Origin of the sequence: Streptomyces sp. 1222.5, assembly GCF_900105245.1 — a bacterium.
GTDB classification, from domain to species: domain Bacteria; phylum Actinomycetota; class Actinomycetes; order Streptomycetales; family Streptomycetaceae; genus Streptomyces; species Streptomyces albidocamelliae.
Genome location: NZ_FNSZ01000001.1, coordinates 5,985,969 through 6,001,208, shown reverse-complemented (window position 1 = coordinate 6,001,208; position 15,240 = coordinate 5,985,969). Strand labels below are relative to the sequence as shown.

General features: G+C 73.0%; 14 protein-coding genes. 7 read left to right on the top strand and 7 right to left on the bottom strand.

The window, feature by feature from the left end; genetic code table 11:
• Nucleotides 1-9: 9 nt before the first annotated feature.
• Entirely contained in the window at nt 10-1,086 is a 1,077-nt protein-coding gene (locus BLW57_RS27050; RefSeq protein ID WP_093478047.1) for a Zn-dependent alcohol dehydrogenase, read from the bottom strand.
• Nucleotides 1,087-1,116: 30 nt separating this feature from the next.
• Entirely contained in the window at nt 1,117-1,974 is an 858-nt protein-coding gene (locus BLW57_RS27045) for a MaoC/PaaZ C-terminal domain-containing protein (RefSeq protein ID WP_093478046.1), read from the bottom strand.
• A 324-nt stretch (nt 1,975-2,298) separates the two neighbouring features.
• Here BLW57_RS27045 and BLW57_RS27040 point away from each other — a divergent pair, with 324 nt between their 5' ends.
• Together BLW57_RS27040 and BLW57_RS27035 are read left to right on the top strand one after the other, a co-directional pair.
• Nucleotides 2,299-3,543 (top strand): sensor histidine kinase, encoded by a 1,245-nt coding sequence (locus BLW57_RS27040; protein ID WP_093478044.1) that lies wholly within the window; start codon nt 2,299-2,301, stop codon nt 3,541-3,543.
• A gap of 121 nt (nt 3,544-3,664) precedes the next feature.
• On the top strand, nt 3,665-4,306 hold the full coding sequence (locus BLW57_RS27035; protein ID WP_093478043.1) for a response regulator transcription factor: 642 nt from the start codon (nt 3,665-3,667) through the stop codon (nt 4,304-4,306).
• 22 nt (nt 4,307-4,328) lie between these two features.
• On the opposite strand, the gene BLW57_RS27030 is transcribed toward BLW57_RS27035, so the two are convergent.
• The 4 genes from BLW57_RS27030 to BLW57_RS27015 form a co-directional block, all read right to left on the bottom strand.
• Complete coding sequence (locus tag BLW57_RS27030; RefSeq protein WP_176985733.1) at nt 4,329-5,147, bottom strand: hypothetical protein; 819 nt, start codon at nt 5,145-5,147, stop codon at nt 4,329-4,331.
• Complete coding sequence (locus tag BLW57_RS27025) at nt 5,147-5,686, bottom strand: SigE family RNA polymerase sigma factor (protein ID WP_093478040.1); 540 nt, start codon at nt 5,684-5,686, stop codon at nt 5,147-5,149. Before BLW57_RS27025 ends, BLW57_RS27030 begins: the two co-directional genes overlap by 1 nt.
• 52 nt (nt 5,687-5,738) lie before the next feature.
• The gene (locus BLW57_RS27020; RefSeq protein ID WP_093478038.1) at nt 5,739-7,178 is read right to left on the bottom strand and encodes an MFS transporter; all 1,440 of its coding nucleotides are present in this window, start codon (nt 7,176-7,178) and stop codon (nt 5,739-5,741) included.
• A 344-nt stretch (nt 7,179-7,522) separates the two neighbouring features.
• Nucleotides 7,523-8,710: a thiolase C-terminal domain-containing protein gene (locus BLW57_RS27015; RefSeq protein WP_093478037.1), complete on the bottom strand. Its 1,188-nt coding sequence runs from the start codon at nt 8,708-8,710 to the stop codon at nt 7,523-7,525.
• A gap of 161 nt (nt 8,711-8,871) precedes the next feature.
• On the opposite strand from BLW57_RS27015, the gene BLW57_RS27010 reads away from it, so the two are divergent.
• The 5 genes from BLW57_RS27010 to BLW57_RS26990 all read left to right on the top strand — a co-directional run bounded on the left by BLW57_RS27010 (nt 8,872) and on the right by BLW57_RS26990 (nt 14,573).
• On the top strand, nt 8,872-10,614 hold the full coding sequence (locus BLW57_RS27010) for an MFS transporter (RefSeq protein ID WP_093478035.1): 1,743 nt from the start codon (nt 8,872-8,874) through the stop codon (nt 10,612-10,614).
• Nucleotides 10,615-10,724: 110 nt separating this feature from the next.
• Nucleotides 10,725-11,375 carry a class I SAM-dependent methyltransferase gene (locus BLW57_RS27005; RefSeq protein ID WP_093478034.1) on the top strand — a complete coding sequence of 217 codons (651 nt, stop codon included), beginning with the start codon at nt 10,725-10,727 and terminating at the stop codon, nt 11,373-11,375.
• Nucleotides 11,376-11,578: 203 nt separating this feature from the next.
• Complete coding sequence (locus tag BLW57_RS27000) at nt 11,579-12,553, top strand: N-acetylmuramoyl-L-alanine amidase (protein WP_176985732.1); 975 nt, start codon at nt 11,579-11,581, stop codon at nt 12,551-12,553.
• Nucleotides 12,554-12,669: 116 nt separating this feature from the next.
• Nucleotides 12,670-13,455 (top strand): DUF5336 domain-containing protein, encoded by a 786-nt coding sequence (locus tag BLW57_RS26995; protein ID WP_093478032.1) that lies wholly within the window; start codon nt 12,670-12,672, stop codon nt 13,453-13,455.
• A gap of 107 nt (nt 13,456-13,562) precedes the next feature.
• On the top strand, nt 13,563-14,573 hold the full coding sequence (locus BLW57_RS26990; protein WP_093478031.1) for an LLM class F420-dependent oxidoreductase: 1,011 nt from the start codon (nt 13,563-13,565) through the stop codon (nt 14,571-14,573).
• On the opposite strand, the gene BLW57_RS26985 is transcribed toward BLW57_RS26990, so the two are convergent.
• Complete coding sequence (locus BLW57_RS26985) at nt 14,570-15,142, bottom strand: hypothetical protein (RefSeq protein ID WP_093478029.1); 573 nt, start codon at nt 15,140-15,142, stop codon at nt 14,570-14,572. The genes BLW57_RS26990 and BLW57_RS26985 overlap by 4 nt on opposite strands.
• Nucleotides 15,143-15,240 lie beyond the last annotated feature (98 nt).

Sequence of the window (15,240 nt, the reverse complement as noted above, 5' to 3'; positions counted from 1 at the left end):
GCGGTGTCCTCAGATCTCGATGCAGGTACGCAGGGCGGTCCCGGTACGCATCTGGTCGAGTGCCTCGTTGATCTCCGCCAGCTGCACCCGGTGGGTGATCAGGCCGGCCAGGTCGACGCGGCCGGCCCGCCACAGGGCGATCGTGCGCTCGTAGGAGCGCAGGACGTCGCCGCCGCCGTACATGGACGGCAGGATGCGCTTCTCGTCGAAGAACAGCTCGAACATGTTGAGCTGGAGGAAGTCGTCCATGGCGCCCGCGCCGACCACGACGAGGGTGCCGCCGCGCCGGGTGTTCTCGTAGGCGGTGCGGGCGGTGGCGGACCTGCCGACGACCTCGAAGACGTAGTCGAAGCCCTCGCCGCCGGTGACCTCCTGCTTGGCGCCGGCCAGCTCCTCCGGGGAGACCGCCCGGGTGGCGCCGAACCGCAGTGCCGACTCGCGCCGGGAGGCGACCGGGTCGACGGCGACGATCTCGGCGGCGCCCTTCAGCCGGGCGCCCTGCACCGCGGAGATGCCGACGCCTCCGCAGCCGATGACGGCGACCGACGAACCGGCCTCCACGTCCGCGGTGTTGAGCGCGGCACCGAGTCCGGTCGTGACACCGCAGCCGATCAGCGCGGCGATGTCGAAGGGCACGTCGTCCGGGATCGGGACGGCGCAGCCGGCGTCGACCACGACCTCCTCGGCGAAGATGCCGGTGCCGGCGAAGCCGAAGACGTCACCGCCGGAGCGCCGGAAGTTGGGGGTGCCCGCGTTCATGAAGCCGGCCAGGCACAGCTCGGTCTGTCCCCGCTTGCAGGCCGGGCAGGCGCCGCAGGCGGGCAGCCAGCAGATGACGACCCGGTCGCCGGGCTTCAGGTGCCGTACGCCCTCGCCCACTTCGAGGACCTCGCCGGCGCCCTCGTGGCCGGGGACGAAGGGGGCCGGCTGGGGCAGCACTCCGTTCATCGCGGACAGGTCCGAGTGGCACAGTCCGGCGGCGCGCACCCGGACCCTGACCCTGCCGGGGCCGAAGCCCGTCGCCTCGACGTCGTCGAGGACCTCCAGCTTTTCCTGGCCGATCTCGTGCAGTACGGCTGCGCGCATGGTGCGGCTCCCCTCTGGCGGTGGGCTGGCTCAGGAGTGTTCGACGACGGTGTCGGCGAGGACGGGCGCGTCGTCCCGCTCGACGGCGCTCACGGCCACCCGGACGCTCCCGGCCTGCCGCCACATGCGGATCCGCAGGGTCTCCCCCGGGTACACGACACCGGCGAACCGGGTGGTGTACGACCGCACGCGGCTGACGTCCCCGCCCAGCAGCGTGTCCACGACCGCCTTGAGCGTGATGCCGTAGGTGCACAGCCCGTGCAGGATGGGCCGTTCGAACCCGGCGACCTTCGCGAACTCGGGGTCGGCGTGCAGCGGGTTCCAGTCGCCGGAGAGGCGGTAGAGCAGGGCCTGGTCGGGGCGGATCCGCCGCTCCACGGTCCGCTCCGGCTCGCCGGTGGGCGCGTCGAGGCGGGTGCTCGGGCCGCGGTCGCCGCCGAAGCCGCCCTCTCCGCGCAGGAAGATCTGGGCGTCGTTGGTCCACAGCGGCCCGTCGGCGTCGGCGACGTCGGTGCGCAGCACGAGCACGGCCGCCTTGCCCTTGTCGTGGACGGCGGCGACGCGGTGGGTGATGGTGGCGGTGCCCTGTGCCGGGATCGGACGGTGGACGGTCAGCGTCTGGCCGCCGTGCAGGACGCGCGCGAGGTCGACCTCGATGCCCGGCATGGACAGCCCGCTGATCACACCGGGTGCGCCGGCGCCCGCGACGGTCGCGAAGCTCGGCAGGACCTGCAGCCGGGATTCCAGGGTGTAGCGCAGCTCGTCGGGGTCGGTGGCGGGGGTGCCGGCGCCGATGCCGAGGTGGTAGAGCAGCACGTCCTTCTGGTTCCAGCTGATCTCGCCGGTCCGGGGTTCGGCGGCGAGGGCCTTGGCTGCGTCGATGGGCATGGGGCTCCTGACAGGTCTCAAGACCCCGGCACGGCCGTCCGCACCGTCGGCCGCACCGAGGTCGCCACGGGCCGATCTAGAACGCGTTCCAGTCCGGCGCCCCCTGTATAGCCGAGCGCTCCACAGTTGTGAAGGCTCCTGACGCTGTGTCAGGCGACGTGGACGGTGACATTTGTACTGCCGGGATCCGTACAACCGCCTCTGCCGAGGACGGGCCCGGTTCCGTACCGTCGACTCCGTACGCAGTGCCGTCGCCGCGCCGTGGTGCGGGGCGACCGACCGGGGGAGACGAAGATGACGAGGTGGCGGGCGATGAGGTGCCGGATGGCGGCCTGGCAGGCCGAGGGGAAGCAGTGGCGCACCGAGCACCGGCGGTTCGAGGCCGCACAGCGGGCCGCCCGAAAGGGCGGCGGGACGCCGGACGCCGACCATCCGGGACCGCCGCCCACCGGCTTCTCCCTGTTGCCCTGGCTGCTGCTGGGCCTCGGGTCCTTCTCCAACCTGCTCCAGGGCAGGACGCCCAACCCGTGGATCGGCGGCGTGGGCCTGCTGGCCTTCAACTCGCTGTACATCTACGTCACCTTCCGGTCCTTCGACCGCTGCCGGCGCGAGGCGACCTCCACCCGGGTGGCGCTCGGCCTGATGGGCCTGCTCACCACCGGTCTGGCCCTCGGGTACGGCGGTGACTGGCTGACGTTCTTCCCGCTGCTGGGCCTCGCGGCGGGCGCCTGTCTGCGCGGCCCCTGGCTGGGACGCACCGGCCTGCTGCTCGCCGTGTACGCGGGCGCCGTCGCCTATGTGCGCGGCGGCTGGGGCGACGCGTCGACCATCGGGTACGCCACGTTCATCTCCAGCATGGTGACCGCCGCGATCCTCGGCCTGTCCGAGGCCGTACGGGAGTTGCGCGCCGCCCGCGAGGAGCTGGCCCGGCGGGCGGTGGAGAAGGAGCGGCTGCGCTTCTCCCGCGATCTGCACGACCTGCTCGGGCACACCCTGTCGGTGATCGTGGTGAAGTCGGAGGCGGCCAGGCGGCTGGCTCCTGGGGACATGGACGCCGCGCTGACGCAGATCACGGACATCGAGTCGGTGGGCCGGCAGGCGCTCACCGAGATCCGCGAGGCGGTGACCGGCTACCGCGAGGGCAGTCTGGCCACCGAGCTGACCCGGGCCTGCTCGGCCCTGTCCGCGGCGGGCGTGGAACCGGTGGTGCGGCGGAGCGGGGCGCCGCTCGCCCCGCAGGCCGAGGTGCTGCTCGGCTGGGTGGTGCGCGAGGCGGTCACCAACGTGGTCCGGCACAGCGACGCCGGCCGCTGCGAGATCACCGTCGAGGGCGCCGCGGAGCACGTACGGCTCCGGGTCACCGACAACGGCGGCGGCCAGGCCGCCGGCCGGCCCGCGGCGGGCATAGGCGGCACCGGCCTGACGGGCCTCACCGAGCGCCTCGCGGCGGCGGGCGGCTCCCTCAGTGCCGGCCGGTCACCGCAGGGGGGTTTCACGGTGACCGCGGAACTGCCCGTCGGATCGGCCGAGTCGAGGGCGGTGGCGGCCACCGCCCCCGCGGCGGGCTGACCAGCCGGTGGCGCCCCGGCCGCACCGGGCCGGGGCGCTCCCCCACGGGCCCCGGCGCACCCGCGCGGAAGGCTTCGGCGCGGCAGGATCCCCCTTCCTCCCCCGGCCCTAGGCTGAGCCCATGAACGAGTCGCCCCGGGACCACCGGCCCGGCAAGTGCATCCGGGTACTGCTCGCCGAGGACCAGGGCATGATGCGTGGCGCGCTCGCCCTGCTGCTCGGCATGGAGGCGGACATCGAGGTCGTGGCCCAGCTCTCCTCGGGCGACGTCATCGTGGACTCCGTGCTCACCCACCGCCCGGACGTGGCCCTGCTGGACATCGAACTGCCGGGCATGAGCGGGCTGGACGCCGCGGCGGAGCTGCGGACCGAGGCGCCCGACTGCCGGGTGCTGATCCTCACCACCTTCGGCCGGCCCGGCTATCTGCGGCGGGCCATGGAGGCCGGGGCGGCCGGGTTCCTCGTGAAGGACGGGCCGGTGGAGGAACTGGCCGCGGCGATCCGGCGCGTGCTCACCGGGGAGACGGTGGTCGATCCGGCGCTGGCCGCCGCCGCGCTCAGTGCCGGGCCGAATCCGCTGACGGCTCGCGAGCGGGAGGTGCTGACGGCGTCGGTGGACGGGGCGACGGTCGCCGACATCGCCGGCCGGCTCCATCTGTCCGAGTCCACCGTCCGCAACTACCTGTCCGCGGCGATCGGCAAGACGGGCACCCGCAACCGGACGGAGGCGGTACGGGAGGCCCGGCAGCGGGGGTGGTTGTGACCGGGGTTTCTTCGGCGGCGAGTCACTTCGTCACCTTCACGTCCTTGTAGGCCGTCCCGTCGGGGGCGGCACACACGAACCAGTTCGCGGCGGGGTAACCGTCCACCGGCACGATGGCGGGGTCCGGCACATTGTGCCGGTAGTTCACGGGCCCGCTCCGGACGACGGTCGTACGGCCGTCCCGCCAGGTGCAGGTGACCTCCCGCGCGGTGGTGGCGACCTTGCCGACCACGAGGCGCGACACCTCGTCGCCGCTGGACTCGATGGGGGCGGCCGCGGCCTCCAGGTCCGTGCCCCGCAGGTGGTCCGGGTTCTTCACCGTGTCGAAGGTGAGCTGCTGGGGAAGGCCGGCACCGTACTTCCGGGTCACGAAGTGCGAGGTCTTGCCGATCAGGCCGGCCGGTGTGGTGACGACGGGCTTGAGTCCCAGCTCGGCCATGGCGTCGAACTGCCGGTCCGCCTCGTGTTCGTCGCGTGGCGCTCCCCACACCTGGATGTCGACGTACCAGGGCTTGCCGCGGTAGGTGCCCCGCGACAGCTCCGTCTCCTGCGGCTCGTACACATGCCGTGCCTCGGGAGACGCCGGCCGTGTCGCCACGTGCGCACCCCGGTCCCCGTGCCCCCCGGGCAGCCCGGCGACCGCCAGTGTCGCGCCCGTCGACCCCGCCAGGACCAGGGCCGTCGTCGCCGCCAGGGCCCAGCGGCGCGCCCTGCGGCGGCGGCCGCCGCGGATGACCGCCTGCACCGGGGCTATGCCGATCTCGACCTCGTCCGCGGCGTCCGCGAGGAGGAAGGCGATGTCCGACTGTGTCATCTCGTGGTTCTCCCGGTCCGCGCTCATCACTTCCGCCCTCCCTGCGTCACCGTCTCCAGCAGCCCCGGTATGGCCCGCAGTTTGGCGATGCCCTTGGCCGCGTTGCTCTTCACCGTGCCGACCGAGCAGCCCATCGCCTCGGCCGTCTGCGTCTCCGTCAGGTCCTCCCAGTAGCGCAGGACCACCGCCTCCCGCTGCCGCGCCGGCAGCTGGGCGAGCGCCTTCAGCAGCGCGCTTCGGTCGTCGGCCTGCGCGATCCGGTCGCCGGTGTCGGCCACCTCGCGCACCAGCCCCGAGTCGTCCTTCGGCGCCAGGAACTCCTTGAGCCGCCTGCGGTGCCTGCGTGCGTGCGCGTTGATCATCACGCGCCGTACGTACGCCTCCGGATCGTCAGCCGAGCCGACCTTGCGCCAGTGCACATAGACCTGCTCGAGCGTCGACTGGACCAGGTCCTCCGCGGCGTGCTGCTGCCCCGTGAGGAGAAACGCCGTACGCATCAGCCGCGGCCAGCGGCCGACGACGAAGCTCTGGAACTCCTCGTTCCGAGCCCTCTTCCCGTCCCCCATGGATTACCTCCTTGATGTCAGAAGGAGTCCACGGGCCGCCCGGACCGTTGCCTCAGTTCGCGGAACTCGCGGAAATTCTCCGCGGCAGCCACAGCAGCATGAGCAGCGCCCCGCCCAGCAGGACCGCCGTGCTCGTCCGGAAGGCCAGCGCGTAGCCGTCCGTCAGCGCCTCGGGGCCCGCCCCGCCGCCCGTGCCGGCCGCGGCGACGGTCGACATCACGGCGAGGCCGAGCGAACCGCCCATCGTGCGCGAGGTGTTGACCAGTCCGGACACCACGCCCGCCTCCCCGGACGCCGCCCCGGACGTGGCCAGCGACGCGAGCGGGGTCGCGGCCAGGCCCGCGCCGAGCATCATCAGGACCCCCGGGACCATGATCGCGGTCACGTACGCCCCGTGCGCGGTCATCGTGGACTGCCAGCCGAAGCCGGCCGCGGCCACCAGCGTGCCGAGCACCGCCACGTTCCGCGCGCCCGCCCGCCGCATCAGGCGCGGCGCGACCTTGGAGCCGGCGACCACCGACAGCGAGCTGGGCACGAGGGCGAATCCGGCCTCCAGCGGGGTGTAGCCGAGCACGTTCTGGACGTACAGCGTCATGAAGTACCACATGCAGAACATCGCCGAGCCGGAGAGGAACATCGCGGCGTTCGCGGACGCCACGGAGCGCAGCCGCAGCACGCCGAGCGGCATCAGCGGGGCCGCCGTACGCGCCTCGACCAGCAGGAACAGGGCGATCAGCAGCAGCCCGGCGAGCAGCGGCAGCAGCGTGGCCGCCGCCGTCCAGCCCTCGGCCTCCGTCTGCGAGATGCCGTAGGCCAGGGTCGCCAGGCCCGCCGTCACCAGCAGTGCGCCGGGCAGGTCGAGCCGGCGCCGGTCCCCGGCCCGGCTCTCCGTCAGCCACCGCACCGAGCCGGCCAGGACCACCGCGCCGACCGGCACGTTGATCAGCAGGACCCACCGCCAGGACAGTGTGTCCACCAGGACCCCGCCGACGAGTCCGCCCGCCGCCCCGCCGCCCGCGCCCACGGCGGTCCAGGTGGCTATCGCCCGGGCCCGCGCAGGTCCCTCCGCCACCGCCGAGGTGAGGAGGGTCAGCGTCGACGGGGCCAGTACCGCCGCGCCCAGCCCCTGCACGGCCCGTGCCAGCAGCAGCTGCCAGCCCTCCTGGGCCAGGCCGCCGCCCAGGGAGGCCAGCGTGAACAGGGCGAGCCCCACCAGGAACATCCGCTTGCGGCCGTACAGGTCGCCGGCCCGGCCGCCCAGCAGCATGAACCCGGCGAAGGCGATGGCGTACGCGTTCACCACCCACTGCAGGCCGGACGGGCTCAGCGCGAGGTCGGCCCGCATCGAGGGCAGGGCCACGTTCACGACGGACACGTCGAGCACGACGAGGAACTGACCGGCGCAGGCGAGTGCCACCACCAGCCAGGCCGGGGGTGCGGCGCGGCGGAGTGTCCGGGGCGAGGTAGGGGTGGCTTCCAGCATGGGGGTCATGCTCTCAACCCGGTTACGGTCCTTGCATCGGCATTTCGGCCCAGCCCCGCCCGGGCGGCGGCCTAGGCCCCGCGACCTACGACGGCACCCGGACGACGGCCCGCCACGGCGCCCGGACGGCGGCCCGGGCTCCAGGCGTCCGGACGGCGGCCAGGCCCCCGCGGCCTCCGGCGGCGCCCTGCACCAGTGGGCCCGCCCCGGTGCCCCGGCGACGCCACCGCCTCACCGCCGAGCCGGCACCGCACCGCACCGCACCCCACCGGGCCGGGCCGGGCCACCACTCCACCACCGGGCCCCGCCACCGGGCCCGCCACCGAGCCCCGCCACCGCCCGCCGCCGAGGTCCTACGCCGCCCGCAGCACCGTCACCACCGCCGCGCCGCCCAGTCCGATGTTGTGGGCGAGTCCCGTGCGCGCCCCCGGCACCTGCCGGTCGCCCGCCTCGCCGCGCAGCTGCCACACCAGCTCGGCCGTCTGGGCCAGGCCGGTCGCGCCCAGCGGATGGCCCTTGGAGATGAGCCCGCCGGACGGGTTCACCACCCAGCGGCCGCCGTACGTCGTCGCGCCCGACTCGACCAGCTTCCCCGACTCCCCGGGGGCGCACATGCCGAGCGCCTCGTACGTCAGCAGTTCGTTGACCGAGAAGCAGTCGTGCAGCTCGATCACGTCGACGTCCTCGATGCCGAGCCCGGCACGGTCGTACGCCTGCCGGGCCGCCCGCCGGGACATGGGCTGCCCGACGACGTCGATGCAGGAGCCGGACGCGAAGGACTCCTCGGTGTCCGTCGTCATGGCCTGCCCGGCGATCTCGACCAGCCCGGTCAGGGACCGCTCCTCGGCGAACCGTTCCGAGACCACCACGGCCGCCGCCGCGCCGTCCGAGGTCGGCGAGCACTGGAGCTTGGTCAGCGGCCGGTGGACCGTGCGCGAGGCGAGCACGGCGGCCACGTCGTACACGTCCCGGAACTGGGCGTAGGGGTTGTGCGCGGAGTGGCGGTGGTTCTTGGCGGCGACCGCGGCGAGCTGCGCCTCGGTCGTGCCGTACCGCTCCATGTGCTCGCGAGCCGCGTCGCCGAAGATCTGGGCGGTGGGCGGGGTCGCCTCGAACCCGTGCCGGGCGGCCATGATCCCGTAGTGCCGGGCGACCGGGGAGGTGGCGAAGTCGCCGCCGTCGCCCCCTGTGCCGAGCGCTCCTCGCTTCATCTTCTCGAAGCCGAGTGCCAGCGCGCAGTCGCAGGCGCCGCCCTCGACGAGCTGCCGGGCGAGCATGAGCGCGGTCGCGCCGGTCGCGCAGTTGTTGTCGACGTTGTAGACGGGGACGCCGGTGAGTCCCAGCTCGTACGCGGCGCGCTGGCCGGCGGTGGAGGGCTGGAAACAGTGGCCGACAGGAACCTGTTCCACCTCGTGGTAGGCGACCCCGGCATCCGCGAGCGCCGCACCCCCGGCCTCCCGGACCATGTCCCAGTACTGCCATTCACGGGTCTCGGGCTTCTCGAACCTGGTCATCCCGACCCCGGCGACATAGGCCTTCATGGCGCGCAGACTAGAACGTGTTCCATCATCTCACCAGACCCTGACGGCAGATCAGAAACCCATGAGGAGGTCAAGACTTCATTAGAGGCCCGAAGCAACGGAATAGTTGCCTGTGGATACGAGGTTTACCGAGCACTTATGTTCAGGGGAGGCCTCACTCAATGACCCGTACGACGACCGATCAACCGACCCGGAAGGCCGGCGGGACCGTGGTCCCGGTGCTCGCCTTCGCCGGCATCGTGGTCGCGGTGATGCAGACGCTGCTCGTGCCGGTCATCAAGGACCTGCCGCAGCTGCTGGACACCGCCCCCAGCAACGCCACCTGGGTCCTGACCTCGACCCTCCTGTCCGGTGCCGTCGCCACCCCGATCATGGGCCGGCTCGGCGACCTCTACGGCAAGCGGCGCATGCTGATCCTCAGCCTCGCCGTGATGGTCGCAGGCGCCCTGGTCAGCGCGCTCACCAGCCAGCTGCTCACCATGATCGTGGGCCGTGCCCTGCAGGGCTTCGCCATGGGCGCGATCCCGCTCGGCATCGGCCTGATGCGGGACATGCTGCCGCGCGAGCGGCTCGGCTCGGCCATGGCCCTGATGAGCTCCTCGATCGGCGTCGGCGGCGGTCTCGCGCTGCCCGCGGCGGCCCTCGTCGCCCAGCACAGCGACTGGCACTCCCTGTTCTACGGCGCCGCCGGCCTCGGCGTGGTCGCGATCGTCCTCACCCTCCTCGTGGTGCCCGAGTCCCCGATGCGCGCCGAGGGCTCCTTCGACCTGCCGGGCGCCGTGGGCCTGTCCACCGGACTGGTGCTGCTCCTGCTGCCGGTCACCAAGGGCAGCGACTGGGGCTGGTCCTCCGGTACGACGCTGGGCCTGTTCGCCGCGGCCGTGGTCGTGCTCCTGCTGTGGGGCCTGTTCGAACTGCGCGTCCAGGCGCCCCTGGTCGACCTGCGCACCACCGCCCGCCGCGAGGTGCTGCTCACCAACCTGGCGTCGATCATGGTCGGCGTCAGCTTCTACGTCGTCTCGCTGGTCCTGCCCCAGCTGCTCCAGCTGCCGAAGGCCACCGGCTACGGTCTCGGCCAGTCCATGGTCGTCGCCGGTCTGTGCGTGGCCCCCCTGGGCCTGACCATGATGTTCACGGCGCCGGTCTACGCCCGGCTGTCCGCCCGGTACGGCCCCAAGGTCACCCTCATCATCGGCCTGCTGGTCATCGCCCTCGGCTACGGCGGCGGCCTCGGCCTCATGGACGCGGCCTGGCAGACCATCGTCACGTCGGTCGTCCTCGGCGCCGGTATCGGCCTCGCCTACTCCTCGCTGCCCGCGCTGATCATCGGCGCGGTCCCGGCGTCCGAGACCGGCGCGGCCAACGGCCTCAACACGCTGATGCGGTCCATCGGCACGTCCGTCTCCAGCGCCGTCATCGGCATGGTGCTGGCCAACACGGCGAACACCGTGGGCGGCGTCGAGATCCCGACCATGCACGGCTTCCGGGTCTCCTTCCTCATCGCCGCCGCCGCCGTCGCGGTCGGCCTGCTGCTGGCCGTCTTCCTGCCGAAGGCCCCGCGGCCGGCCCAGCACGCGCAGCTGCGGGCGAGCAGCGAGGAGGACGCGAACCTGCTGCGCGCCGAGGAGGTGCTGCGCGGCTTCCGGGGGCGGGTCCTGGACGCCGGCGGCGCTCCGGTCGCCCGGGCCAAGGTCACGCTGATCGACCGGCGCGGCCGGCAGGCGGGGGCCACCCTTTCCACCGAGGACGGCTTCTACACCCTCGCCGTGCCGGCCGAGGGTGCGTACGTGCTGGCCGCGCGGGCCGCCGGGCACGGGCCGCTGGCCTCGTCCGCGAGCCATTCCGGGGCCGAGCACGCGGTGGACCTGGACCTCGCCCTGCCGGGTGAGACGGTCGACGTCTAGCGCGGGCCGCGCGCCCCTTCCGGCCTCCTCCCGTACCCCCTGGTCGTGCTGACGGCCAGGGGGTACGGCAGCATGGGCGGCCAGACAGCCGTACGACCGGAAGGCCACCCATGTCCGCCGCACCCAAGTCCGAGATCCTGGCCGCGTTCGAGGCGGCCAAGGGGTTCATGCCCGTGGACGAGGGCCTGGCGCTGTACGCGGCCGCCGTGGAGGCCGGCGGGCTGGGGCTGCCACTGCTGGAGGTCGGCACGTACTGCGGCCGGTCCACGGTGCTGCTCGCCGACGCGGCCCGGTCGGCCGGGGTCACGGCGCTGACCGTCGACCACCACCGGGGCAGCGAGGAGCAGCAGCCCGGCTGGGACTACCACGACCCGGAGACGGTGGACCCGGAGATCGGCCTGATGGACACGCTCCCGGCCTTCCGGCGCACGCTGTTCCGGGCGGGCCTGGAGAACCACGTGGTCGCCCTGGTCGGCCGCTCCCCGCAGATCGCGGCGATCTGGAACTCCCCGCTCGGCTTCGTCTTCGTCGACGGCGGCCACACCGACGAGCACGCCACCGCCGACTACGAGGGCTGGACGCCGCACGTCGCCGAGGGCGGACTGCTGGTCATCCACGACGTCTTCCCGCACCCCGAGGACGAGTTCACCGGCCAGGCCCCGTACCGCGTCTACCTGCGCGCCCTGGACTCCGGCGCGTTCACGGAGGTCTCGGCGACGGGTTCCCTGCGCGTACTCCGCCGGACCGGCACAGGCATCTGACCTCCGCCGGCAGCGTGCCGGACGGCGCGTCCGCCGCCGACCGCTCACCCGCACAACAGCGGTCCGGCGCACGGCGCTCCGCCTCCTCGCCCGCCGTACCCGGCCGGCACGCGGCGCGTCAGCCCCTCCCCGCCGCGGCCGGCCGGCCGAAGCACCGGTCGGAGTCTGTGCGGGCGGGGCGCGTCGGACCGTAAGGTGGCAGCGTGTCGTACGTAGGCCCGGATTTCGATCCCCCGCAGCCGCGCCGGTCCCGGCGCGGACCGCTGACCGTGGCGCTCGCCGCGCTGGTGCCCGGAGCACTGCTCGGCTGGCTGGTGTACGAGGCGGTGGGCGGCGGCGGTCCGGAAGGCTCCGACCGCACGGCGGCCCCTGCCTCGGGCTCGCCCTCGCGCACCGCCCCGGCGTCCCCCTCCTCGCCGTCGGCCCGGTCCGCCTCGCCCAGTTCCTCGGACGACGACGGCAAGCGGCCCGCCAAGTCGCCGACGGCCGCCGCCTCGGGACCGCTCAAGGGCAAGGTCGTCGTCATCGACCCGGGGCACAACCTCGGCAACTTCCAGCACACGGCCCAGATCAACCGCACGGTGGACATCGGGACGAACCGGAAGGAGTGCGACACCACCGGGACGTCCACCAACGCCGGTTACCCGGAGGCCCGGTTCACCCTCGATCTGGCGCACCGGCTGCGCACGCTCCTGGAACAGCAGGGCGCCACGGTGAAGCTGACCCACGACGGGGACAGCCCGGCCTGGGGGCCCTGCGTGGACGAGCGGGCCCGGATCGGCAACGCGGCGCACGCCGACGCGGCCATCTCCCTGCACGCCGACGGCTCGGCACCCGGCAACCGCGGCTTCCACGTCATCATGCCGGGATCGGTGCACTCCGGCGCCGCGGACACCCGGAAGATCGTCGACCCCTCCCACGACCTCGGGGTGCGCATCGTGGGCAACTTCGTGCGCGAGACCGGTGAACCGCCCTCCAACTACCTCGGCGGAGGTACCGGTTTCGTCACGCGCACGGACCTGGGTGGTCTCAATCTGTCAACAGTCCCCAAGGTGTTCATCGAGTGCGGCAACATGCGCGATAGCAAGGACGCGGCACTACTGACCAGCGGCGCCTGGCGGCAGAAGGCGGCGCGGGGGATCTCCGAGGGAATGGTGAGTTTCCTGCGTCGGTCCTGACCGGCATGCGGAACCGGCCGGACAGCCGGATCTTGCGGACGATAGTGTCTACCGACGACGAGACGACTTACGAAGGACCTGAAGTGAATATCCGCTCCCTCACTAGAGGCGACGGCGTGGTGATCGGAGCAGCGGTGGTGCTGTTCATCGCGTCGTTCCTGACCTACCAAAGCTACTCCGGCTTCGGCACCACGCAGTCCCGGAACGCCTGGGAAGACCTCGGCATGGGTCTGGGCATCTACATGGGCGCGGTGATCGGTGCCGTCCTCATCGTCGTCAACCGCTGCCTGCCCCAGCCGCGGAAGGTCCTCGGACTCGACCTCGGCGCCACCGGCACCGCGTTCGGCGTCCTCGCGGCCTGGACGCTGCTGTGGTCGCTGATCGACGTTCCGGACGGTCTGGACGCCGGCGCCGGCCTCATCCTCGGCTTCATCGCCGCACTCGTTCTCGCGGGTGCCGCCGTCGCCACCCCGCTGGTGCCCGCCCTCCAGGCCCCGCTCGTCTCGGCCCCCAAGCCGGTCGCCCCGCAGCCCTACGGCGCCCAGCCGCAGGGTGGTTACGGCTACCCGGGCGCCCAGCCGCAGCCGGGGCAGCCGTACGGTGCCCAGCCGCAGCCGGGGCAGCCGTTCGGACAGCACCCGCCGGCCGGGCAGCAGCCGCCCGCCGGTCCCGCCGCTCCGGCGCCGCAGACCTCCGGCGGCGGGGACTTCTCGCCGTTCTGGTTCGCCGTGCCGGTGCCGCGCCAGCTGTTCGCGGAGGACGGCTCGACGAACCCGATCGCCGAACTGGCGCCCGGCACCTGGTACCTGGCCGTCGAGCAGCGCGGTGCCGCGCTGGTCGCGCAGACCCAGGACGGCCGCCGCGGTGTCCTCCAGGACACCTCCGGCATCCAGCGAGGCTGAGTCCCGCATCTCGCCGTACTCCGGCCCCTCGCCCTTCCGGGCGGGGGGCCGTTGTCGTACAGTCGCCTCCCGGTCGATGAACTGACGCTCCGTCAGGAGGTAGGCGTATGCGGCTCGGTCTCGCACTCGGCTACTGGGGACGCGGTCCGGACCCCGGGCACGTGGCGCTCGCCCAGGAGGCGGAGCGGCTCGGGTACCACTCGGTGTGGACGGCGGAGTCCTGGGGCTCGGACGCCTTCACCCCGCTGACCTGGATCGCCGCGCGGACCTCGACGATCCGGCTGGGTACGGCCGTCGCCCAGATGGCCGCCCGCTCGCCTGCCGCGACCGCGATGCAGGCGCTCACCCTGGACCACCTCTCCGGCGGGCGGACGCTGCTCGGGCTGGGCCTGTCCGGGCCGCAGGTGGTGGAGGGCTGGTACGGCCGCCCGTTCCCGAAGTCCCCGCTGACCGCGACCCGGGAGTACGTGGACGTCGTACGGCAGGTGCTGCGCCGCCGGGCGCCGGTGGAGGTGGACGGGCGGTTCCATCCGCTGCCGTACCGGGGGCCGGACGGGACGGGGCTCGGCAGGCCACTGAAGTCGATCACCCATCCGCTGCGGGCCGAGCTGCCGGTGCTGCTCGGCGCCGAGGGGCCGAAGAACGTGGCGCAGACGGCCCGCATCGCCGACGGCTGGCTGCCGCTGTACTGGTCGCCGAGCCGGCCGGAGGGGTACGGGGACGTCGTGCGGGAGTTCTCCGAGGGGTTCCTGGTGGCTCCGATGGCACGGGCGAAGGTGTGCGACGACGTCGCGGAGGGACTGCTGCCCGTCAAGGCCATGCTCGGGTTCTACATCGGCGGGATGGGGCACGCGGCCCGCAACTTCCACGCCGACCTCATGGCCCGCATGGGGTACGAGGCGGAGGCCCGGCGGATCCAGGAGCTGTTCCTCGCCGGACACCGGGAGGAGGCCGTACTGGCCGTCCCGGACGCCTTCGCCGACGAGATCTCCCTGGTCGGCCCGCGCGAACGCATCGCGGAAAAGCTGGAGTTGTGGCGCAAGGGCCCGGTGACGGACCTGCTGGTCCTGTCACCGGACCCGCACACCCTCAGGGTGCTGGCGGAGCTGAACTCCTAGCCCTGGGTGAGCTGCGACGTCGAGGGGACCTTGTTCTTGACCTCGGCGCCGGCGCTTTTCCCTGCGTCCTTCACCTGGTTGATGATGTCGTCGAAGGAACTCGCCGCGCCCTCGTCGCCCTTGCGCAGCTTGGACGGCAGGCTCTTGAGGGACGCGATGCCCGCGGTGAGCGGCGCGACTGCCTTCGACAGCAACGGATCGCCCTGGGCGTTCTTCTGCGCGGCCTTGAGGCGGTTGTAGGCGAAGGCACCGGCGAGACCGGCCTTCACCAGGGACAGCTTGCGGCCGTGGGCGCCCTTCTTGAACTTGCCGGCCTTCCAGGGCTTCACGATCCACTGGTAGGTGGCGCCGGCGGCGAGGCCCGCGTTCGCGACGAAGCGGGTCTTGGCGAATTTCTGGCGTTCGGCGGACGTGGACGGGCTGGGAGTGGCCTCCTGCGCGGCGGCCACCGCCGAAGCGGCTGTCTTCGTACTGCTGGTCTTCTCACTGCTGCCGCAGGCGGTGGCGCCCGCCACCAGTGCGCAGCAGAGGGTGAGCGCCACGAAGAGGCGCCGTATCGGTACGGGCACAAGGTCCTCCGGACGTGTTTCCCCGAGCGGTCTGCTTCCTCCGGCAGGTTCACCCGAACGGCCGCGTCCCGCCACTCGGGGAGGAACGCCGTCGGCGC

Coding starts and splice junctions, on each gene's coding strand:
- BLW57_RS27050 (WP_093478047.1), bottom strand. CDS start 1,086: ATGCGCGCAGCCGTACTGCACGAGATCGGCCAGGAAAAGCTGGAGGTC.
- BLW57_RS27045 (WP_093478046.1), bottom strand. CDS start 1,974: ATGCCCATCGACGCAGCCAAGGCCCTCGCCGCCGAACCCCGGACCGGC.
- BLW57_RS27040 (WP_093478044.1), top strand. CDS start 2,299: ATGGCGGCCTGGCAGGCCGAGGGGAAGCAGTGGCGCACCGAGCACCGG.
- BLW57_RS27035 (WP_093478043.1), top strand. CDS start 3,665: ATGAACGAGTCGCCCCGGGACCACCGGCCCGGCAAGTGCATCCGGGTA.
- BLW57_RS27030 (WP_176985733.1), bottom strand. CDS start 5,147: ATGAGCGCGGACCGGGAGAACCACGAGATGACACAGTCGGACATCGCC.
- BLW57_RS27025 (WP_093478040.1), bottom strand. CDS start 5,686: ATGGGGGACGGGAAGAGGGCTCGGAACGAGGAGTTCCAGAGCTTCGTC.
- BLW57_RS27020 (WP_093478038.1), bottom strand. CDS start 7,178: ATGACCCCCATGCTGGAAGCCACCCCTACCTCGCCCCGGACACTCCGC.
- BLW57_RS27015 (WP_093478037.1), bottom strand. CDS start 8,710: ATGAAGGCCTATGTCGCCGGGGTCGGGATGACCAGGTTCGAGAAGCCC.
- BLW57_RS27010 (WP_093478035.1), top strand. CDS start 8,872: ATGACCCGTACGACGACCGATCAACCGACCCGGAAGGCCGGCGGGACC.
- BLW57_RS27005 (WP_093478034.1), top strand. CDS start 10,725: ATGTCCGCCGCACCCAAGTCCGAGATCCTGGCCGCGTTCGAGGCGGCC.
- BLW57_RS26990 (WP_093478031.1), top strand. CDS start 13,563: ATGCGGCTCGGTCTCGCACTCGGCTACTGGGGACGCGGTCCGGACCCC.